The sequence below is a fragment of the Streptomyces africanus genome (assembly GCF_030816955.1).
GTDB lineage: Bacteria > Actinomycetota > Actinomycetes > Streptomycetales > Streptomycetaceae > Streptomyces > Streptomyces africanus.
Window position 1 is genome coordinate 3,930,015 of the sequence record NZ_JAUSYP010000001.1, and the last position, 20,928, is coordinate 3,950,942.

Annotated in this window: 19 protein-coding genes and 1 riboswitch; of the genes, 9 read left to right on the top strand and 10 right to left on the bottom strand. The window is 71.0% G+C overall.

Going from position 1 to position 20,928, the window contains the following annotated elements; translation table 11 throughout:
• Positions 1-49: 49 nt before the first annotated feature.
• Together QF034_RS18115 and QF034_RS18120 are read left to right on the top strand one after the other, a co-directional pair.
• Positions 50-721, top strand: coding sequence for a Uma2 family endonuclease (locus QF034_RS18115; protein ID WP_307175961.1), 672 nt, complete (start codon positions 50-52; stop codon positions 719-721).
• A 13-nt stretch (positions 722-734) separates the two neighbouring features.
• A complete protein-coding gene (locus QF034_RS18120) occupies positions 735-1,304 on the top strand; it encodes a hypothetical protein (protein WP_307175962.1) in 570 nt (189 codons plus the stop codon).
• A 1-nt stretch (position 1,305) separates the two neighbouring features.
• On the opposite strand, the gene QF034_RS18125 is transcribed toward QF034_RS18120, so the two are convergent.
• From QF034_RS18125 to thrC, 6 genes are all read right to left on the bottom strand, one after another.
• Positions 1,306-2,862, bottom strand: coding sequence for a carboxylesterase/lipase family protein (locus QF034_RS18125; protein WP_307175963.1), 1,557 nt, complete (start codon positions 2,860-2,862; stop codon positions 1,306-1,308).
• Between the two features lie 101 nt (positions 2,863-2,963).
• Positions 2,964-4,091: an NADH:flavin oxidoreductase gene (locus QF034_RS18130; RefSeq protein WP_307175964.1), complete on the bottom strand. Its 1,128-nt coding sequence runs from the start codon at positions 4,089-4,091 to the stop codon at positions 2,964-2,966.
• A 178-nt stretch (positions 4,092-4,269) separates the two neighbouring features.
• Positions 4,270-5,892, bottom strand: a complete 1,623-nt coding sequence (gene groL, locus QF034_RS18135; RefSeq protein ID WP_307175965.1) for a chaperonin GroEL — start codon at positions 5,890-5,892, stop codon at positions 4,270-4,272.
• Between the two features lie 538 nt (positions 5,893-6,430).
• A complete protein-coding gene (locus tag QF034_RS18140) occupies positions 6,431-6,634 on the bottom strand; it encodes a cold-shock protein (RefSeq protein WP_010035953.1) in 204 nt (67 codons plus the stop codon).
• Positions 6,635-7,081: 447 nt separating this feature from the next.
• Entirely contained in the window at positions 7,082-7,357 is a 276-nt protein-coding gene (locus tag QF034_RS18145; protein ID WP_010035955.1) for a ubiquitin-like small modifier protein 1, read from the bottom strand.
• 110 nt (positions 7,358-7,467) lie between these two features.
• Complete coding sequence (gene thrC / locus QF034_RS18150) at positions 7,468-8,754, bottom strand: threonine synthase (RefSeq protein WP_307175966.1); 1,287 nt, start codon at positions 8,752-8,754, stop codon at positions 7,468-7,470.
• A gap of 18 nt (positions 8,755-8,772) precedes the next feature.
• Positions 8,773-8,928: riboswitch (SAM riboswitch) on the bottom strand.
• A 155-nt stretch (positions 8,929-9,083) separates the two neighbouring features.
• Here thrC and QF034_RS18155 point away from each other — a divergent pair.
• The 3 genes from QF034_RS18155 to otsB all read left to right on the top strand — a co-directional run bounded on the left by QF034_RS18155 (position 9,084) and on the right by otsB (position 12,345).
• A complete protein-coding gene (locus tag QF034_RS18155; protein ID WP_306965906.1) occupies positions 9,084-10,028 on the top strand; it encodes a glucosyl-3-phosphoglycerate synthase in 945 nt (314 codons plus the stop codon).
• 73 nt (positions 10,029-10,101) lie between these two features.
• Positions 10,102-11,490, top strand: a complete 1,389-nt coding sequence (locus QF034_RS18160) for an alpha,alpha-trehalose-phosphate synthase (UDP-forming) (protein ID WP_307175967.1) — start codon at positions 10,102-10,104, stop codon at positions 11,488-11,490.
• A gap of 6 nt (positions 11,491-11,496) precedes the next feature.
• On the top strand, positions 11,497-12,345 hold the full coding sequence (otsB, locus tag QF034_RS18165) for a trehalose-phosphatase (RefSeq protein ID WP_307175968.1): 849 nt from the start codon (positions 11,497-11,499) through the stop codon (positions 12,343-12,345).
• Between the two features lie 3 nt (positions 12,346-12,348).
• Here the strand turns inward: otsB and QF034_RS18170 are convergent, their stop codons facing one another.
• Positions 12,349-12,594 carry a DUF3263 domain-containing protein gene (locus tag QF034_RS18170; RefSeq protein ID WP_307175969.1) on the bottom strand — a complete coding sequence of 82 codons (246 nt, stop codon included), beginning with the start codon at positions 12,592-12,594 and terminating at the stop codon, positions 12,349-12,351.
• Positions 12,595-12,629: 35 nt separating this feature from the next.
• Positions 12,630-13,883: an ABC transporter substrate-binding protein gene (locus tag QF034_RS18175; protein WP_307175970.1), complete on the bottom strand. Its 1,254-nt coding sequence runs from the start codon at positions 13,881-13,883 to the stop codon at positions 12,630-12,632.
• A 132-nt stretch (positions 13,884-14,015) separates the two neighbouring features.
• Between QF034_RS18175 and QF034_RS18180 the strand changes: the two genes are divergently transcribed.
• The 3 genes from QF034_RS18180 (at position 14,016) to QF034_RS18190 (ending at position 17,221) form a co-directional block, all read left to right on the top strand.
• A complete protein-coding gene (locus QF034_RS18180; protein WP_307175971.1) occupies positions 14,016-14,957 on the top strand; it encodes an ROK family protein in 942 nt (313 codons plus the stop codon).
• A complete protein-coding gene (gene nagA, locus QF034_RS18185) occupies positions 14,957-16,168 on the top strand; it encodes an N-acetylglucosamine-6-phosphate deacetylase (RefSeq protein ID WP_307175972.1) in 1,212 nt (403 codons plus the stop codon). Before QF034_RS18180 ends, nagA begins: the two co-directional genes overlap by 1 nt.
• Before the next feature lie 123 nt (positions 16,169-16,291).
• Positions 16,292-17,221 carry a 1-phosphofructokinase family hexose kinase gene (locus QF034_RS18190; protein WP_307175973.1) on the top strand — a complete coding sequence of 310 codons (930 nt, stop codon included), beginning with the start codon at positions 16,292-16,294 and terminating at the stop codon, positions 17,219-17,221.
• Between the two features lie 44 nt (positions 17,222-17,265).
• Here QF034_RS18190 and QF034_RS18195 read toward each other — a convergent pair whose 3' ends face one another.
• Positions 17,266-18,195, bottom strand: a complete 930-nt coding sequence (locus QF034_RS18195) for a carbohydrate-binding protein (protein WP_307175974.1) — start codon at positions 18,193-18,195, stop codon at positions 17,266-17,268.
• A 118-nt stretch (positions 18,196-18,313) separates the two neighbouring features.
• A complete protein-coding gene (gene cdgB / locus QF034_RS18200; protein WP_307175975.1) occupies positions 18,314-19,972 on the bottom strand; it encodes a diguanylate cyclase CdgB in 1,659 nt (552 codons plus the stop codon).
• Positions 19,973-20,343: 371 nt separating this feature from the next.
• Between cdgB and QF034_RS18205 the strand changes: the two genes are divergently transcribed.
• On the top strand, positions 20,344-20,928 hold the full coding sequence (locus tag QF034_RS18205) for a flavin reductase family protein (RefSeq protein WP_307175976.1): 585 nt from the start codon (positions 20,344-20,346) through the stop codon (positions 20,926-20,928).

The following is a 20,928-nucleotide window of genomic DNA, read 5'->3' on the forward strand; positions in this document are numbered from 1 at the left end:
GGTGCGACGTCACTCCCCCAGGGCACGATGGAAGGGAGGAGGCACCACCATGACCCCTGGTACCGCTGACCACCCGCTGATGCCCATCGAGGACTTCGAGGAACTGGCCGACGTGGCCCCGGACCACGTGCGGCTCGAATACGTCGACGGGCGGGTCCGCACGAAGGATCCACTCAGCGTCGAGGACTTCGAGGAACTTGAACGCCGCGCCCCGGAGACCGTGCGGCTTGAGTACATCAACGGAAAACTAGAGGTCAAGGCCATGCCGGATGGCAACCACCGCTGCATCCTCATGTGGCTGCTGCGCCAGTGCATGCAACACCGCCCTGACCTGGATCTCGTGCCCGAGTCCGGCGTCAAGGCCGAGGCCTACCGCAAGGGCCGCGCTCGCACGGACGCAACTCTCGCGCCTGTGGATCACTTCCGAGGCCACGGCGAATGGTCCGAGCCCGACGGTTCCCTCATGGCCGTGGAGATCACCTCCAGGGACCGCGATACCAACCAGCGCGACCGCATCGACAAGCCCATCGGCTACGCCGAAGCCGAGATCCCCGTGTACCTCCTCATCGACCGGGACAACCACACCCTCACGGTCTTCAGCGAGCCGAAGGACGGCCGCTACCAGCAGGTCTCCTCCCACCCCTGGGGCGCCACCGTCGAGCTCCCCGCCCCCGTGAACATCACCCTGGACACCGGGAAGCTCAAGGACTACGCCGACTGACGACAATGGACCCATGAACCACGCCCAGCTCACCGCCCTAGGCCGTGCCCTCCGTCTCCTCGGTGAGCACGGGGAAGTCCTCACCTCCGACACCCCGGACGCCAAGCTGCACGAGGTCAAGGCGGATCTGAAGCGCGCCCTGGACCTGCTGGAGGAGAGCGTCTCGAACGCGGCGCCCAGCACACGCTGCCCCGAGCATCCGAGCGGCCCGGTCGACGAGGCCGCCCCCGACCTGTGCCTGCTGTGCGAGACCCGGCGCCGGGCCGCCCGCCGGGCGGAGTTCAACGGCCCCGCCCCGCAGCACCGGCCCACCGAGCCGGTCCAGTCCCGCTACGGCGTCAGCGGTGACCGTCCCCAGCCCCAGCAGCGCTGGCTGCCGGAGCTGTGGAACGGCCAGACCTGGCAGCTGTGCGGCACCCCACGCCGGGACCGCCGCGAGGCCGAGCTCTACATCGCCGCCCAGCGCAAGGCTCCCCGAGCCGCCATGGCCTACCGGCTGGTGCACGAGTTCACCGACTACGAGGTGCTGCGCGTGTGGGGGACGCCGGTCAGGGTCGACATCGAGCCGATGGGCAACCTTTAGCTCACAGGAGGGGCAGGGCCCGGAAGTCGTAGCCCTCCCACAGCCTGCGCGAGGCCTCCTCCGGGTACGCCCTCACCTCGGGCTCCGCGTCCAGCACCTGCACCAGCCGCTCCGTCTCCTCGTACGCCGGCCAGCCCGGGTCACCCGTCCTCGCGAACGCCGTCCAGGACGTCCGGAAGCGGGACGACAGCGCCTCGGCCTCGGCGGACGGCTCCGTGCCCGCGAACAGCAGGGCCCCGAGGTCCGCCCCGTACGTGCCGAAGAGCAGGGGGATGTCCAGGCCGTGGCAGGCGCCCAGCGCGCCGCCGCTGCCCGGGGCCGGCCAGGTCAGCTCGTAGACGTGCGCGCGTCCGCCGCCCGCGCGCTGCGCCTCGGCCAGGTGCAGCGAGGGCATGCCGAACAACCAGTCCGTCTGGACGCGTTCGAACAGCTCACCCGGGGAGGCGTCGGGGAAGGCCGTGCGGTAGGCCCGCTCGCCGTCGGGGCCGGGGGCGAAGAGGCGCAGGGCCGCGGTCGCCCGCTCCTCGGATATCCGGCCCAGGTGGCCCGCCATGGCGACGAAGAGGCGGTACTCGTCGCGGTTGTGGCCGACGAGCAGGTCGACGTCCTTGGCCGCGCCGACCGCCAGCGCCTGCCAGGGCGTGACCGAAAGGACCTCGCCGTCGACGACCGGCGAGAAGGGCGTGACCGTCGGCGCCGCCTGGCCCCAGCGGTCGATGTACCCGGCCATCTTGCCGCTCAACGACTCGCCCGCCGACGTCAGTTCGCGTGGCGGGATCGTCGCCAGGTCGGCGACCGTGGCGCGCAGCCCCACCTCGGCGGCGAGCGCGGCGCCGATGTCACGGGCCAGCGCGTCCGAGAAGAAGGTCCCCGGCACGCTCTGCGCGATCGCCCGCCGGAACAGGCCCGCCGCCCCCGGCATGGCCAGCAGCGAGGCGACCGAGCCGGCGCCCGCCGACTCACCGAAGACCGTGACCTGGCCGGGGTCGCCGCCGAACGCCTCGATGTTGTCCCGGACCCACTCCAGCGCGGCCACCTGGTCGAGCAGGCCGCGGTTGGCGGGAGCGCCCTCGATGAACGCGAAACCCTCCATGCCCACGCGGTAGTTGAGCGACACGACCACCACGTCACCGTCGGCCGCGAGGTGCCGGGCGTCGTAGCCGGGGCTGCCGGCGTGGCCGAGTTTGTAGGCGCCGCCGTAGAGCCACACCATCACCGGGCGGCGGGCGCCCGGGGCGGGTTCGGGGGTCCAGACGTTGACCGTGAGCCACTCGTCGCCCTCGGGCACGTTGATCAAACCCGGGCCGCCGAGGTTGCCGAGGTCCTGCGGGGGCGGCGGGCCGAAGGCGTACGCGTCCCGTACGCCGTCCCAGGCGTGGGCGTGGCGCGGTGCCTGGAACCGGGCCTCGCCCACGGGGGGCGCGGCGAAGGGGATGCCGCGGTAGACGGCGAGGCCCTCCTCCGTGCGGCCGCGTACCGCACCGGCGGTGGTGCGCACCACCGGTGCGGCCTGCCCGGCGAAGGCGCCGTTCGGGGGGTGGGACTCGGTCGTCGTCATCTCTGGATCTCCTCACGGGGTGCCGGTGAACAGGCGCTCCGCCAGTGTCCTTGACTGACGCAAGTGAAACCAGGGCGGCCCGGGCGCGGACCGCCCCGTGGTCAGCTGAGCGTCTTCAGCGCCGCCGGGTCGTACGACGCCAGCTCCTCGAAGCGGCCGGAGAGGACCTTCTGCGCCCACTGCGGGTCCTGGAGCAGGGCGCGACCGACGGCGACCATGTCGAACTCGTCTCGCTCGAAGCGGTCCAGGAGGTTGTCGAGGTCGCCGACCTCGGCGCCCTCGCCCTGGAAGGCCTTGATGAAGTCGCCGTTCAGGCCGACCGAGCCGACGGTGATGGTCGGCTTGCCGGTGAGCTTCTTGGTCCAGCCGGCCAGGTTGAGGTCGGAGTCGTCGAACTCGGGCACCCAGTAGCGGCGGGTGGAGGCGTGGAAGGCGTCCACACCGGCCGCGGCGAGCGGGGTCAGGATGGCCTCCAGCTCCTCGGGCGTCTCGGCGAGGCGGGCGTCGTAGGCGTCCTGCTTCCACTGCGAGTAGCGGAAGATGACGGGGAAGTCGGCGGAGACGGTCTCGCGGACGGCCGCGACGATCTCCGCCGAGAACGCGGCACGGGCGACCGGGTCGCCGCCGTAGGCGTCACTGCGGCGGTTGGTGCCCTCCCACAGGAACTGGTCGAGCAGGTAGCCGTGGGCGCCGTGGATCTCCACGCCGTCGAAGCCGATGCGCTCGGCGGCGGCCGCGGCCTCGGCGAACGCGCCGATGACGGCGTCGATGTCGGCCTGGGTCATGGCCTTGCCGGTGGGCTCGGTGGCGCCGATGCGCAGACCGGAGGGGCCGACGGCCGGGGCGTCCGCGACGGGCGGCTCGCCCTGGTTGCGGACCATGCCGATGTGCCACAGCTGCGGCACGATCGTGCCGCCCGCGGCGTGCACCGCCTCGGCGACCTTCGCCCAGCCCGCGAGCTGCTCCTCGCCGTGGAACCGCGGGACGCGGTCGCTCTGCCCGGCCGACTCGTGGCCGACGTAGGTGCCCTCGGTGACGATCAGGCCGACACCGGCTGCGGCGCGGCGCGCGTAGTACGAGACGACGTCCTCGCCGGGGATGCCGCCCGGGGAGAACATGCGGGTCATCGGCGCCATCGCGATCCGGTTCGGGACGGTCAGGCCGCCCAGCGACACGGGCCGGGACAGGATTTCGGCGGCGCGGGAGGCGGCGGAGGCGTCGACGGTCACGTGGGGGCTCCTCTTGATACCGGACAGTATGTGCATACGCATAAGACGTACGGTCCAACCATCCGGCCCCGGCCCCCTCATCCCGTCCGCGCTGTGATCCCGGACACGCCCGAGGGCGGCACCCCCTGTCGGAACAGGGAGTGCCGCCCTCGGCAAGGACGTTGATCGACCAGGTCGATCAGAAGTCCATGTCACCGCCCGGCATGCCGCCGCCGGCGGGCGCGGCGGTCTTCTCCGGCTTGTCGGCGATGACGGCCTCGGTGGTGAGGAACAGCGCGGCGATGGAGGCGGCGTTCTGCAGCGCGGAACGGGTCACCTTCGCCGGGTCGATGATGCCCTCGGCGATCATGTCGACGTACTCACCGGTCGCGGCGTTCAGGCCGTGGCCGACCTGGAGGTTGCGGACCTTCTCCACGACGACGCCGCCCTCGAGACCACCGTTGACGGCGATCTGCTTCAGCGGGGCCTCCAGGGCGAGCTTCACGGCGTTGGCGCCGGTCGCCTCGTCACCCTCCAGCTCCAGCTTCTCGAAGACCTGGGAGGCCTGCAGCAGGGCCACGCCACCACCGGCGACGATGCCCTCCTCGACGGCCGCCTTGGCGTTGCGGACGGCGTCCTCGATGCGGTGCTTGCGCTCCTTGAGCTCCACCTCGGTGGCGGCACCGGCCTTGATGACGGCCACGCCGCCGGCCAGCTTCGCCAGGCGCTCCTGCAGCTTCTCGCGGTCGTAGTCCGAGTCGCTGTTCTCGATCTCGGCGCGGATCTGGTTGACCCGGCCCTGGACCTGCTCGGCGGAGCCGGCACCGTCGACGATGGTGGTCTCGTCCTTGGTGATGACGACCTTGCGGGCCTTGCCCAGGAGGTCGATCGTGGCGTTCTCCAGCTTGAGGCCGACCTCCTCGGAGATCACCTCGCCGCCGGTGAGGATGCCGATGTCCTGCAGCATCGCCTTGCGGCGGTCACCGAAGCCCGGGGCCTTGACGGCGACGGACTTGAAGGTGCCGCGGATCTTGTTGACGACCAGGGTCGACAGGGCCTCGCCCTCGACGTCCTCGGCGATGATCAGCAGCGGCTTGCCCGACTGCATGACCTTCTCGAGGAGCGGCAGCAGGTCCTTGACGTTGCTGATCTTCGAGTTGGCGATCAGGATGTACGGGTCGTCGAGGACGGCCTCCATACGCTCCATGTCGGTGGCGAAGTACGCCGAGATGTAGCCCTTGTCGAAGCGCATACCCTCGGTGAGCTCCAGCTCCAGACCGAAGGTCTGGGACTCCTCGACGGTGATGACGCCTTCCTTGCCGACCTTGTCCATGGCCTCGGCGATGAGCTCGCCGATCTGGGTGTCGGCGGCGGAGATGGAGGCCGTGGAGGCGATCTGCTCCTTGGTCTCGACGTCCTTCGCCTGCTCCAGCAGGGCGGCGGAGACGGCCTCGACGGCGCGCTCGATACCGCGCTTCAGGGCCATCGGGTTCGCACCGGCGGCTACGTTGCGCAGGCCTTCCTTGACCAGGGCCTGGGCGAGCACGGTCGCGGTGGTCGTACCGTCACCGGCGACGTCGTCCGTCTTCTTGGCGACTTCCTTGACCAGCTCGGCGCCGATCTTCTCGTACGGGTCCTCGAGTTCGATCTCCTTGGCGATGGACACACCATCGTTGGTGATCGTGGGGGCGCCCCACTTCTTCTCGAGGACGACGTTGCGGCCCTTGGGGCCGAGCGTCACCTTGACGGCGTCCGCGAGCTGGTTCATGCCGCGCTCGAGGCCGCGCCGCGCCTCCTCGTCGAACGCGATGATCTTGGCCATGTGAAGTGGTCCCTCCAGGACTGGGGGTGATTACTTCGGACCGCGCCCGCGCCCGCGACGGACGGCTCGCCTGCCTCGTGGTTCCTTCCCACCCGGCCTGCGGGCCTCACCGACCCGGTCCTTACGTTGTCACTCTCACCTTCAGAGTGCTAACGCAATGATTAGCACTCGGGCATGGCGAGTGCAAGCGACTCCCACGGTTCGAGCGGGCGCTCAGCCCCCGGCGAACAGGGGGCATCCGGCTCGGCCCGCAGGCCACGGGCAGCGCCGCGGCGGATCGGGCGAGCAGAGAAATGCCTGGCCCCCGGCCCGCGGCGGCGAGACGAGAGCGACGACGCGAGCAGGTCCGGAGCGCGGCCCCGCGCCCCCAGCGCCGGGGGGACGCCGAGACGCGTTCGGGCGCGGCGGTTTCGACGAGCGGTCGCCCGGCGCGCCCGTCACCCCGGTCGGCCGGCCCGACAGACCGAAGGGCCCGCACCCCAGGGGGTGCGGGCCCTTCAGAGAAGACCGGTCGCTTGCGCTTGGTCGTGGTGCGCGTTCAGGCAGAGACGCGAACCATGTCGGCCTGCGGTCCCTTCTGACCCTGCGAGATCTCGAACTCGACCCGCTGGCCCTCTTCAAGGGTGCGGTAGCCGTCCATCTGGATCGCGCTGTAGTGGACGAAAACATCCGCACCACCGTCGACCGCGATGAAGCCGTACCCCTTCTCCGCGTTGAACCACTTGACGGTGCCCTGAGCCATGCCTAACTCCCCTATTACTGGCCCTTGCACAGATCCACACTTCGCGGACCCGGGTCAGACCTCACCCCCCACGGTTGGGGGCGTGCGCCGGAACGCGTCGACCGCGGCCGAATGTATCTGTCCAACTGCCGTCTGCAACAGGTCAATCGGACGAGAATTCTGGACGCGCGGGGTCCGGAATGTGGGGAGAATTCGCCAGACTTCAGGGCAAGTCGGGCCACACAAAAGGCACAAAAGCCGCGAAAGACACACACACTTTGGCTACATCTTGTCGGGCGCGCGGCAGGAAATCAGGGCTCCCGATCAGGAGATCGGCGCTGCGTTCCCCAACTCTACCGCGCTCAATCACACAGAATTGCCCCCTCCGCTTCTCTCACGGAGGGGGCAATTCGATGAACTCTCAGTAACCGCCATTACCGAAGGTAACAATCAAGCCGGTCGACCGGTTCAGCCACCCGCGACGGCGGGGATGATCGACACCCCGGCACCGTCCGGCGTCGCCGTCTCCAGCCCCTGCTCGAACCGCACGTCGTCGTCGTTGACGTACACGTTGACGAACCGGCGCAGCTTGCCCTGGTCGTCCAGCACCCGGGCGGCGATCCCGGTGTGGTTCTTCTCCAGATCGGCGATGACCTCGCCGAGGGTCGCCCCCTCGGCGGCGACCTCGGCCTGCCCGCCGGTGTAGGTACGCAGGATGGTGGGGATGCGAACGGTGACGCTCATGACTTCAAAACCTCCGGTTGGACGAGATAGCTAGGGCGCGGGGCTGCGTTGAACATGCGGCTCCGCCGCGTGAGCGCGACCAGCCCCCACCGGCCCGCAGCAGACGACGGTCAGACGAGCCCAGCCTCACGGAACGAATCCAGGTTGGGACGAATGGTCGCGGTGAGCCCGGTCCCAGCCACCGCATCCAGCGTCTTCAGACCATCACCCGTGTTCAGCACCACGGTCGTCAACGACGGGTCGAGCACCCCGTTCTCGACCAGCTTCTTCGCCACGCCCACGGTCACCCCACCGGCGGTCTCCGCGAAGATGCCCTCGGTCCGGGCGAGAATCTTGATCGCGTCGACGACCTGCTCGTCGTTGACGTCCTCCACCGCACCGCCCGTGCGACGCGCGATGTCGAGCACGTACGGCCCGTCCGCCGGGTTGCCGATCGCCAGCGACTTGGCGATCGTGTCCGGCTTCTGGGGGCGTACGACATCGTGCCCGGCCTTGTACGCCGTCGACACCGGCGAGCAGCCCTCGGCCTGCGCGCCGAAGATCTTGTACGGCTTGTCCTCGACCAGCCCGAGCTTGATCAGCTCCTGCAGGCCCTTGTCGATCTTCGTGAGCTGCGAGCCGGAGGCGATCGGCACCACGATCTGGTCGGGCAGCCGCCAGCCGAGCTGCTCGCAGATCTCGTACGCCAGGGTCTTGGAGCCCTCGGCGTAGTACGGCCGCAGGTTGACGTTGACGAAGCCCCAGCCCTCGCCGGCCGGGTCGCCGATCAGTTCGGAGCAGAAGCGGTTCACGTCGTCGTAGTTGCCCTGGATGCCGACGAGCTCGCCGCCGTAGACCGCGGCCATGACGACCTTGCCCTGCTCCAGGTCGTGCGGGATGAACACGCAGGAGCGGAAGCCGGCGCGGGCCGCCGCGGCACCCACGGCGCCGGCGAGGTTGCCGGTGGAGGAGCAGGACAGCGTGGTGAAGCCGAAGGCGCGGGCGGCCTCCAGGGCCTGCGCGACGACCCGGTCCTTGAAGGAGTGCGTCGGGTTGCCGGAGTCGTCCTTGATGAAGAGCTTGCCGGCGTCGACACCCAGCTCACGCGCGAGGTTGTCGGCCTTGACGAGCTGGGTCCAGCCCGGGTTGATGTTCGGCTTGGTCGCCACGTCGGCCGGGACCGGCAACAGCGGGGCGTAGCGCCAGATGTTCGCGGGTCCCGCTTCGATCCGCTTGCGGAGTTCCTCGGTGTCGTAGGCCGAGAAGTCGTAGGCGATCTCCAGCGGGCCGAAACACTCCTCGCACGCGAAGACCGGGCCGAGGGGTACGCGGTGGCCGCACTCGCGGCAGCTCAGGGCGGCGGCGGGGCCGAGGTCTACGGTGGAGTCGGTGGTGCTTGCAACAGTCTGCACAGCCATGTGAGGCGAGGCCCTTTCTCCTCATCTTCCTCACGACGCATCTCGCCGTGAGACGGATTTGGCACCTTCCCGAGCCGGGAGCCTCGCGGAGCGGTCGACAGTGACCTACGAGTATCGGCTGGAGGGTTGCCGGGGCTTCATCGGGCCGTTTCCCTCTGCCCCTCTGGATGAGCTGTATGTGGTTGTAAACAACGGTTGACCCCGGACATGCGATGGTCATCCGCGTTGTTCAAGACTGTAACCGACGACCAGGACAGTTGAGATAGTCGTCCGAACCGCGAGATGGGTCACAGTCCGTCCCGCCGAGAGTACGCAGAGGAGCCGCCACGGTGCTGGAAGAAGTCGAGCGCTGGCTGAGCACCCGTTCCTGGTCAGCGACCGATCGTCCGCTCCACCAGATTCTGGCCGCCAAGCAGCGCACCGGCCAGACGGTGAGTGTGGTGCTGCCCGCGCTCAACGAGGAGGAGACGGTCGGTGACATCGCCGCCATCATCCGTCACGACCTGATGCGGCAGGTGCCGCTCGTCGACGAACTGGTCGTCGTCGACTCGGGGTCGACCGACCGCACGTCGGAGGTGGCCGCCGCCGCGGGCGCGACGGTGGTGCACCGCGACGAGATCATCCCGCGGATCCCGGCCGTGCCCGGCAAGGGCGAGGTGCTGTGGCGCTCGCTGCTGGTCACGCGCGGGGACATCGTCTGCTTCATCGACGCGGACCTGAAGGACTTCTCGTCCGACTTCGTCTCCGGGATCGTGGGCCCGCTGCTCACCGACCCGGACGTCGCCCTGGTGAAGGGCATGTACGACCGTCCGCTCGGCGGCGCCGCCGGCCAGGGCGGCCGGGTCACGGAGCTGATGGCCCGCCCGCTGCTCAACATGCACTGGCCGCAGCTGGCCGGGTTCGTGCAGCCGCTCGGCGGCGAGTACGCGGCCCGCCGCTCGCTGCTGGAGCAGCTGCCGTTCCCCGTCGGGTACGGCGTCGAGCTGGGCATGCTGGTCGACGCGCTGCACCTGGTGGGCCTGGACGCCCTCGCCCAGGTGGACGTCGGGGTGCGCAAGCACCGGCACCAGGACGGGCAGGCGCTGGGCCGGATGGCCGCCGCGATCTACCGCACGGCCCAGCTGCGGCTGGCCCGCGGGCATCTGATCCGGCCGTCCCTGACGCAGTTCGAGCGGGGCGGCGACGGCTTCGAGCCGCGCACGTACTCCGTGGACACCGAGGAGCGTCCGCCGATGGCGGAGATCGCCGAGTACCAGGCGCGGAGAGCGGCCTGACCGGGGTCGTTTTCGGCCGGGTGGGGCGGGGCCGCACGTTTGAGTGTTTCCGGGCCGGGCTAGGTTGAGGCGTATGGCTTCGACGTACGGTGCTGCACAGGTGCTGGTGGCGTCCAACCGCGGTCCGGTTTCGTACGCGGTGGGCGAGGACGGTTCGCTGAACGCCAAGCGGGGCGGCGGCGGGCTGGTCTCGGGGCTGTCCGCGATCGGCTCGGACGCGGACGCGCTGTGGGTGTGCTCGGCGCTGTCCGACGGCGACCGCGAGGCGGTCCGGCGGGGCGTCGGCGAGGACGGCGTGCGGATGCTGGACATCCCGGCCGACGTGCACGCGGACGCGTACAACGGCATCGCCAACTCGGTGCTGTGGTTCGTGCACCACATGATCTACCAGACGCCGCTGGAGCCGGTCTTCGACGCGGAGTTCCGGCGCCAGTGGGCGTCGTACGAGACGTACAACCGGGCGTTCGCCGAGGCGCTGGCCGAGGAGGCGGCGCAGGGCGCGGCGGTGGTGGTGCAGGACTACCACCTCACGCTGGTGCCGGGCATGCTCCGCGCGCTGCGGCCGGACCTCAGGATCGGCCACTTCTCGCACACTCCGTGGGCGCCGCCCGAGTACTTCCGGATGCTGCCGGACGACGTGGCCGGGCAGGTGCTGCGCGGCATGCTGGGCGCGGACCGGCTGGGCTTCCTCACGCAGCGCTGGGCGGACGCGTTCACCGCGTGCGCCGAGCAGTTCGCCGGCGGGCTCGGGGGCACGCGGATCGGCGTGCACGGGCTGGGGGCCGACGCGGACTTCCTGCGGAAGCGGTCGCACGAGCAGGACGTCGAGGAGCGGATGGCCGCGCTCCGGGAGGAGATCGGCGAGGGCCGCCGCACCATCGTCCGGGTCGACCGCACGGAGCTGTCGAAGAACATCGTGCGCGGCCTGCTGGCCTACCGCCGGCTGCTTCAGACCCACGCCGAATGGCGCGAGCGCGTGGTGCACGTGGCCTTCGCGTATCCCTCGCGCCAGGACCTCGCGGTGTACCGGGAGTACACGGCCGAGGTGCGGCGGGTCGCGGAGGAGATCAACGCCGAGTTCGGGACACCGGGGTGGACTCCGGTCGTCCTCAACCTCAAGGACGACTTCGCCCGCTCCCTGGCCGCGTACCGGCTGGCCGACGTGGCGCTGGTCAACCCCATCCGGGACGGCATGAACCTCGTCGCCAAGGAGGTCCCGGTCGTCTCCGACGCGGGCTGCGCGCTGGTGCTGTCGCGGGAGGCCGGGGCGTTCGAGGAGCTGGCCGAGGACGCGATCACGGTGAACCCCTACGACATCACGGGCACGGCGACGGCCCTGCACGAGGCCCTGTCCATGCGCCCGGAGGAGCGGGCCGAGCGCAGCAAGCGCCTGGCAGCGGCGGCGACGGCTCTGCCTCCGGCGCAGTGGTTCCTGGACCAGCTCGACGCGTTGAGGGGCTGAGCGGCGATGACCGGTCCCACGGACTCCCCGCTGCCGGTGCCCGCCACGAAAGCCGGGCAGGAGGGTCTGGACGCTCTTCTCACCCGCCCGGGCACGGCATTGATCGGCCTCGACTTCGACGGGACGCTCGCGCCGATCGTGGCCGACCCCGAGCAGGCCCGGGCCCACCCCGACGCCGTCCCCGCGCTGGCCGCGCTCGCACCGAAGGTGGCCGCCGTGGCGGTGATCACCGGGCGGCCCGCCGAGGTCGCGGTGCGAGGCGGCGGCTTCGCGGACGTCCCGGGCCTGGAGCACCTCGTGGTCCTCGGCCACTACGGCGCCGAGCGCTGGGACGCCCGCACCGGCGAGGTCAGCGCCCCCGAGCCGCATCCCGGCGTCGCCGCGGTCCGCACCGAGCTGCCCGAGCTCCTCGAACGGCTCGGCGCGTCGCAGGGGACCTGGATCGAGGAGAAGGGCCGGTCCGTGGCGGTCCACACCCGCCGGGCCGCCGATCCCCAGGCCACGCTGGATTCCCTGCGCGAGCCGCTCGCCGGCCTGGCCGGCCGCCACGGCCTGATCGTGGAGCCCGGCCGCATGGTCCTCGAACTGCGCCCGCCCGGCATGGACAAGGGCGCCGCCCTCGCCGGGTTCGCCCGGGAGGTCGGCGCCGGGTCCGTCCTCTTCGCCGGCGACGACCTGGGCGATCTGCCCGCCTTCTCGGCCGTCGACACGCTCCGCTCGGACGGCACCCCGGGCCTGCTGGTGTGCAGCGGCAGCGACGAGGTGACCGAGCTGAGGGAGCGGGCGGACGTGGTGGTGGACGGTCCGGAGGGTGTCGTACGCCTGCTGAGCGAGCTGGCGGCCCGGATCGGCTGAGTCCTAACGCTCCGCCCGGCGCTTCTCCCGGATCCGCCGCAGCCGGTTCACCGTCACCGGGTCGTGGGCCAGGGCCCGGGGGTCGTCCAGCAGGGCGTTGAGGAGCTGGTAGTAGCGCACGGGGGCGAGGCCCAGCTCCTCCCGTACGGCCCGTTCCTTCGCGCCGGGCCCGGAGAATCCGCGGCGTTCGAGCGCGAGGATGTCCCGCTCCCGGCGCCCGAGCCGCTCCTCACCCGTGTCCTCGTCCATGCCAGGCACCGTAACGCCCGCCACCGACAGCGGGGCTACTCCGCGCTCTCCGCCCGGGTCGCCACGGCCTGGAGGTGTCCCAGGACGCCCGAGGGGCTGCCGGTGGGGGCGACGGCCTTGCCGATCTGCTTCTTCACCTCGGCGCTGACGTCGGCCCAGGAGGTCTTGCCGACCGGGTAGAGCTCGGAGGCCACCAGCTCCTCCAGGAACGGCTTGAGGTGCCGGTCCTTGCGGGAGGCGGTCATGGTCCGGGACGCGGAGCTGGTGACCGGCAGCAGGTCGTACTCGCGGGAGAAGGCCAGCACGTTCTTCTCGCTGTAGACGAAGTCGAGGAAGTCGCCGACCTGGTCACTGTGGCCGTTCTTCCGGAAGGCCGTCATCCAGTCGGCGACACCGAGCGTGGACTTGCTCGGCCCCTCCTTGCCCGGGGTCGGCACCATGCCGTACTCGACGCCGTACTTGGCGGCGATCTTCATCAGGGAGGGGTGGCCGTTGAGCATGCCGACCTCGCCCTTGGCGAAGGCGGCGAACGCGGCGGCCCGGTTCAGCTCGCCGGGCGCGACCGGCCCGGTCAGGTCCTTGGCGACCAGTTCGTTCTTCAGCCAGGAGAAGGTGTCGATGTTCTCCGGGGAGTCGATGCCGTAGCTGCCGACGGTGTCGGCGTAGCCGCCCCCGCCGCTGAGCATCCACTGCAGGGTCTCGGCCTGCGCCTCCTCCGGGCCGAGGGGCAGCGCGTAGGGGTACTTCACGCCCTCGTCCTTGAGCGCCTGGGCGTCCTCGGCCAGGTCGTCCCAGGACTTGGGCGGGGTGATGCCGGCCTTGGCGAAGAGGGTCTTGTTGTAGAAGAGCACGCGGGTGGAGGAGGCGAACGGCATGCCGTACTGCACGCCCTTGACCTGTCCCGCGGAGGCCAGCTGTCCGACGAAGTCGGCCTGCACGGGTATGGAGAGCAGGTCGTCCGCCTTGTAGAGCTGGTTCTGCGCCGCGTAGTCGGCGTACGCGCCGATCTGCGCCATGTCCGGCGGGTCACCGGCGGCGACCATCTCCCTGACCTTGCGGTCGACGTCGTTCCAGGAGTAGACACTGACGTCGATCTTGACGCCGGGGTGGTCGGCCTCGTACTCCTCGACCAGCTTGTCCCAGTACTTCTTGGAGCTGTTGGCCGCACTGTCGCCGTAGTCGGCGGCGACCAGCTTCAGGGTCACGTCGGCCGAGCCGCCCGTCACGCCACAGCCGCCGAGGACCGCCGTCATGCCCAGTGCGGACACCACCGCGATCGTTCCTGCCATCCACCGCCGCTGCACCGCTGTTCTTCCCCAACCCTGGCGTGACCGCCGACGAAAGCTTTCGATAATCGGAACAAGGTCTACACCACGTGAGTGGACTAGACCTCTCGCGGGTCCCCGGGTCACACTGTTTCCGTGAGACATGTCATCGCCCTCGACGTGGGCGGGACCGGAATGAAGGCCGCCCTGGCCGGTCCGCGGGGCGAACTGCTGCACCGGGCCCGCCGCCCCACCGGACGCGAGCACGGACCGGACGCCGTCGTCGCGGGCATCCTCGACTTCGCCGCCGAACTGCGCGCGTACGGTGCCGAGCACTTCGGCACGCCCGCGTCGGCCGCCGGCGTGGCCGTCCCCGGCATCGTCGACGAGGCGCGGGGCATCGCCGTCTACGCGGCGAACCTCGGCTGGCGTGACGTCCCCCTGCGCGACCTGCTGGCGGAGCGGCTGGGCATCCCGGTCGCCCTCGGCCACGACGTGCGCACCGGCGGCCTCGCCGAGGGCCGGGTCGGCGCGGGCCGGGGCGCGGACCGCTTCCTGTTCGTCGCGCTCGGCACCGGCATCGCGGGCGCCATCGGCGTCGACGGCCGGGTCGAGGCGGGCGCGCACGGCTTCGCGGGTGAGATCGGCCACATCGTCGTACGCCCCGGCGGGGCGCCCTGCCCGTGCGGGCAGCACGGCTGCCTGGAGCGCTTCGCCTCGGCGGCGGCGGTGAGCGAGGCGTGGGCGACGGCTTCCGGGGACCCGGACGCGGACGCCGCGGACTGCGCGAAGGCGGTGGACTCCGGCGACCCGAGGGCGCAGGCGGTCTGGCAGCAGGCCGTCGACGCCCTGGCGGACGGCCTGGTCACCGCCCTGACTCTGCTGGACCCCAGCACCCTGATCATCGGGGGCGGCCTGGCCGAGGCCGGAGAAACCTTGTTCACACCGCTACGAGAAGCGATCCGCCACCGCCTCACCTTCCAGAAGCAGCCGTCAATCGTCCCCGCGGCGCTGGGTGACACGGCCGGATGCCTCGGCGCCGGGCTCCTGGCCTGGGATCTCCTCGACCGAACCGACCGTATGGAGGTATCGCCCTGATGGCAGCCGACCCAGGGGCGCGGGGAACTGCGCGACCAGCCCCGTCGCACCCGCAGCCCGCGACGGCCGGACAACCCACGGTCCTGACCGGCGCAACCGTCGTCCTCCCCACAGAAACGCTCCAAAACGGCCGGCTGACCATCGACGGCACCCGCATCACCGCCACAGCCCCCGAAAACGCCCAGGTCATCGACGTAACCGGCCACTACGTACTCCCCGGCTTCGTCGACATCCACAACCACGGCGGCGGCGGAGCCTCCTTCACCTCCGGGTCGGTCGAAGACATCCTCAAGGGGATCCACACCCACCGCCTGCACGGCACGACCACCCTGGTCGCCTCGACCGTCACCGGCGACATGGACTTCCTCGCCCAGCGCGCCGGCCTGCTGAGCGAGCTGGCCGAGCAGGGCGAGATCGCCGGCATCCACTTCGAGGGCCCGTTCATCTCCCCCTGCCGCAAGGGCGCGCACTCCGAGGGGCTGCTGCGCGACCCGGACCCGGCGGAGGTCCGCAAGCTGATCGACGCGGCCCGGGGCAGGGCGAAGATGGTCACGCTGGCCACCGAACTGCCCGGCGGCACCGACTCCGTACGCCTCCTGGCCGAACACGGCGTGATCGCGGCGATCGGCCACACCGACGCGACGTACGAGCAGACGGTCGAGGCCATCGACGCGGGCGCGACGGTCGCCACCCACCTCTTCAACGCGATGCCGCCGCTCGGCCACCGCTCCCCCGGCCCGATCGCCGCGCTCCTGGAGGACGACCGGATCACGGTCGAGCTGATCAACGACGGCACGCATCTGCACCCCGCCGCGCTCCAGCTGGCGTTCCACCGCGCGGGCGCGGACCGGGTGGCGTTCATCACGGACGCGATGGACGCGGCCGGTTTCGGCGACGGACGCTACTGGCTGGGCCCGATGGAGGTGGAGGTCGCGGACGGCGTTGCCCGCCTGCTCACGGACGGCACGATCGCCGGCTCGACCCTCACCCTGGACCGCGCGTTCAAGCGTGCGGTCACGGTCGACGGCCTGTCCGTCGAGGACGCGGTGGCGGCCCTCTCGGCCACCCCGGCCCGGCTCCTCGGCATGGCCGACCGGATCGGCTCCCTGGAGCCCGGCAAGGACGCGGATCTGGTGCTCCTGGACGCGGACTACGAGCTCAGGGGCGTGATGCGCCGGGGCGAATGGGTGGTCGGTCCCCAACTGCACTGATCCGTCCCGCCGTAGGGAGACGGTGGCCGGCTCCAGGACTGGGCCGACCGCCGTCTCTTTGGCATGATCGGACTATCTGAACATTCACGGCGGCAAGCGCATTCTCGGGGGAGGTCGGCCCAGGTGATCCTCACGGTCACGCTGAACACCGCTCTCGACATCACCTACCGTGTGCGGTCCCTCAGGCCGCACGCCTCCCACCGCGTCTCCGAGGTGACGGAACGCCCCGGCGGCAAGGGCGTCAACGTGGCCCGGGTGCTCGCCGCGCTCGGGCACCAGGTGACGGTGACCGGTTTCACGGGCGGGGCGACGGGACGGGTCGTGCAGGAGCGGCTCGCGGCGGTGCCGGGCGTGGTGGACGCGCTGGTCCCGGTCTCGGGCGCGACCCGCCGCACGATCGCCGTGGTGGACGAACAGACCGGCGACACGACGCAGCTCAACGAACCGGGCCCGATGGTCACGCCCGCCGAGTGGTCGGCCTTCCAGGAGGCCTACGAGGACCTGCTGCCGTCCGCCTCGGCGGTGGCCCTCTGCGGCAGCCTGCCGCCGGGCGTGCCGGTGGGGGCGTACGCGGTCCTGGTCCGGACGGCCCGTGCCGCCGGCGTCCCGGTCCTCCTGGACACGAGCGGCGAAGCGCTGCGCCGGGGTGTCGCGGCCCGCCCGGACATCATCAAGCCGAACGCGGACGAACTGGCGGAACTGACCGGCTCCCACGAGCCCCTGCGCGCCACGCAGGACGCCCGCCGCAGGGGCGCGGGCGCGGTGGTGGCGTCCCTCGGCCCGGAAGGCCTCCTCGCCGCCACCCGAGAGGGCCGCTGGCGAGCCACCCCACCGACCTCCGTACGAGGCAACCCGACGGGCGCGGGCGACTCGGCGGTCGCCGGCCTGCTGTCGGGCCTGGTGGAACACCTCCCCTGGCCGGACCGCCTGGCCCGGGCGGTGGCCCTGTCGGCAGCGACGGTCTCGGCACCGGTTGCGGGGGAGTTCGAGCGGGGGGTGTACGAGGAGCTGCTGGGGCGGGTGACGGTGTCAGGGGAGGTCAGCGCGGCCTGAGTCGACGAGCGTCAGCGCCGCCAGGGAGGCGCTTCCGCCTCTGCTCACCCGTCCTTACCCGTGAGATACAGCTGATCGATGACGGCGTCACACTGGTTGCCCTCGTTGCAGGCGAGCTCGATGGTGTTGGTGCCCTTGGTCAGGTTCACGTTGGCCCAGGTGTTCTTCCAGCCCTGTTCCCAGTCGCCCTTGGGCGTGTTCCCGAAGTTCGCCATGCTCAGCGGCTTGCTGTTGGCCTCGCCGTTGACCACCACGGTCGCGTTGGCGTCCACGCCCGGGACGCCGTAGTTCACGTACAGCCGGTAGGTGCCGGCCTTCTTGATGCCGTCGACAGTCCAGGTGACGGTCGCTCCGACGTGGTTGAAACCCGTCACATAGACGCCACCGTCGGCCTTCGCGCCCTTGAAGTCCGACGCCGTCGAAACGCCCGGCCCGAGCCGCAACGCCTTCGCGTCGGTCTTGGGCAGCTCCACCTCGCTCTGACCGCCCTTGCTCGGCGACGGGCTCGGCTTCGCGTTCTGGGACTGGGTCGGGGTCGTCCCCGCCTGGTCGTCGGTGTTGCTCTGGTCCTTCTCGCCGCCCAGCATGGCCACGCCGATGCCGATGACGACCGCCGCGACCACCGCGATCGCACCGATCAGCAGACCCTTGGTGTTCGGCCCGCGGCCGCCACGGCCACCGCCACCGCCGCCCGGCACCTGCTGCTGCGCGGTGGGCGCGCCGCCGGGCAGCGTCTCCGGTGCCGCGTAGTGCGCGTTCGGCCGGCCGGGAGCACTCTGCTGCTGCGGGGCCTGGCCGTAGGACGCCTGCTGGCCGTACTGGCGTGTGCCGACCGCCCGCACCCGGTTGACCGAGTTCGGGTAGCCATAACCCCCGGACGGCGGCTGGGCCCCGTTGGCCTGCCCGTCGGCGTAGAGATAGCCGAACGGGTCGTCGTCCTCGGGCGTGCTCGCGCCGTTGTTGCCGGGCGTCATCCCTTGGTCTCCTCAGTCAGGTGCGGTGCATGCGGTACGGGTCGTGAGAGAGCGAGCCTACCCGCTCCCAGTGACCCAAACGGGTGACTCAGACCGCATCCACTCGCTGACCTGGGGCTCAGCCCGCGCGTCTGTGCTGTTTGGGACGAGATCGTTTCTCGACGTACATCCGCTCGTCAGCGGATTTCAACACTTCGTCCGCCGTCATTCCACAGTGTGCCCATCCGATGCCGAAGCTGGCGCCGACCCGGACGGCCCGCCCCTCGGCGCGGATGGGCTGGATGATCTCGTTGCGCAGCCGGACCGCGAGGTCCTGCGCGTCGGCGCGGCCGAGCCCGTCGGCGAGGATGACGAATTCGTCACCACCGAGCCGGGCGACCGTGTCGCCGTCGCGGACGCCGTTGCTCAGCCGGCGGGCGACCTCGATGAGAACCGCGTCACCCGCGTTGTGCCCGAACCGGTCGTTGATCGACTTGAAGCCGTCGAGGTCGCAGAAGAGGACGGCGAGGCCCTTGGTGCCGTCGTCGTGATCGCCGTCCGGGGCGACGGTGTGCACATGGTGGTCGTAGGCGTCGTACGGCTCCACGCCCTGCCGGAAGTCGAAGCCGGGCCCGACCACGTCGAAGTCGGGATGACCGTACGCCGCGTCGTGGGACTCGACGACGGCGGATTGCGGAGTGGCGCGCTGACACAGGCGAGCGGACAGGCGGGAGCGCAGTTCGGCGGAGTTCGGCAGGCCGGTGAGCGAGTCGTGGGAGGCGCGGTGGGCGAGCTGGAGCTCGCGGCGCTTGCGCTCCTCGATGTCCTCGACGTGGGTGAGGAGGAAGCGCGGTCCGTCGGCGGCGTCCGCGACGACGCTGTTGCGCAGGCTGACCCAGACGTAGGTGCCGTCCCGGCGGCCGAGGCGGAGCTCGGCCCGGCCGCCCTCGGCGGAGGTGCGCAGGAGCGTGCCTATGTCCTCGGGGTGGACCAGGTCGGAGAACGAGTAGCGGCGCATCGCGGAGGCGGGGCGGCCGAGCAGTCGGCACAGGGCGTCGTTCGTGCGCAGGATCCGGCCGTGCTGGTCGCCGCCCATCTCGGCGATGGCCATGCCGGAGGGGGCGTACTCGAAGGCCTGCCTGAAGCTTTCCTCACTGGCCCGCAGCGCCTGCTGCTCGCGCTCCAGCCGGACGAGCGCCCGCTGCATGTTGGCGCGCAGCCGGGCGTTGCTGATCGCGATGGCGGCCTGGAAGGCGTACATCTGGAGCGCCTCGCGGCCCCAGGCGCCGGGGCGGCGGCCGTTGCGCGGCCGGTCGACGGACAGCACGCCGATCAGCTCGCCGCAGGCCGCGCTGCCCTGCGGACCGGGCGCGTACATCGGGGCGAAGAGCCGGTCGGCCGGGTGCCACTCGTCCTCGAAGCGGGGGGCGGGGCCGTCGGTGTACCACTGCGGGACGTCGTCGTCGTCGAGGACCCAGCCCTCGGTGTGCGGTATGAACACCAGGTCGCCCCAGTGCTCGCCCATGCCGAGGCGGCGTTCCCAGGACTCGCGCGAGCCGACGCGGCCGGTGATGAGGGCCTCGGCGGCGGGGTTCCCGGCGAAGGCGGCGACGACGAGGTCGCCGTCGGGCCGTACGAGGTTCACGCACGCCAGCTCGTACCCGAGGGCGGCGACGACGCCCTCCGCGACGGTCTGCAGTGTGTCCGCCAGGCTGCGGGCCGTGTTCATGTCGGCCATGACCTGGTGCAGTTGCCGCAGGGACGCAAGGCGGACGTAGGGCTCCGACTCGGTCTCCATGCTCGCCCTCCCCCCGAGACCTCGCAGCGAATCAAGGGTTCTCATCGGCGTATCGTCCTGGCAGCTTCCCAGCCACTGAATCACAGCGCGCTGCCCACTCGGTACACAGGGTCAACAATTCCTGCCCCTTGTGACTCAAGTCACAGGCAAACCTGAACAATTGAGTGGAGTTTCTGCGTTCTTCACGTGCGGCTACCGAACGCAAACTTTGTCAGGTTGCGCACATGTATGTCCCCACGCCCTTCCGGAGTCCGTCGGGCGTCCGTCGGAAGTCCGTCGGGCGTCCGTCGGGAGTCCGTCGGGAGTCCTAAGTCCGTGATCCGGCGGGAGCCCGATGCGGGACGCCGGAGACGGAGACTAGCGTTTCGGGCGTGCCGAACACTCCCACAGCCACGTCCCCGATCATTCCGTCGCCCGCCTCCGGGCATGCTGAGGGGGTGAGCAACGACGAGTTCCGCGCCGCCATGTCCCGGCTGGCCTCGGGCGTGGTCCTGGTGACCGCGCAGGAGCCGCCCCTCGACCCGGACGACCCCTCGGCGCCGGGCAGCGAGGACGTGGGCATGACGGCCACGGCCTTCATGTCGGTGTCCCTGGACCCGCCCCTGGTGCTGGTGAGCCTGCGCGAGGGCTCCCGCATGGACGAGCTGCTCGACGAGCAGCCCCTGTGGGCGGTCTCGGTCCTGTCCGAGAGCCAGCGGCACATCGCGGGCCGCTTCGCCATGAAGGGCCGCGTCAGCGACCGTCTGCTCTTCGCGGACATCCCGTACACACGCGGCGAGTACACCGACGCGCCCCTGGTCGGCGGCGCCCTGGCCGTCCTGGAGTGCCGCACGGAGCAGCGGGTCCGGGCCGGCGACCACACCCTGGTCATCGGCCGCGTCCTGACGGCCCGGGTGCCGAGCGCGGAAGGCGGCCCGCTGACGTATTTCCGTGGCCGATACCGGCAGTTGGGCTGA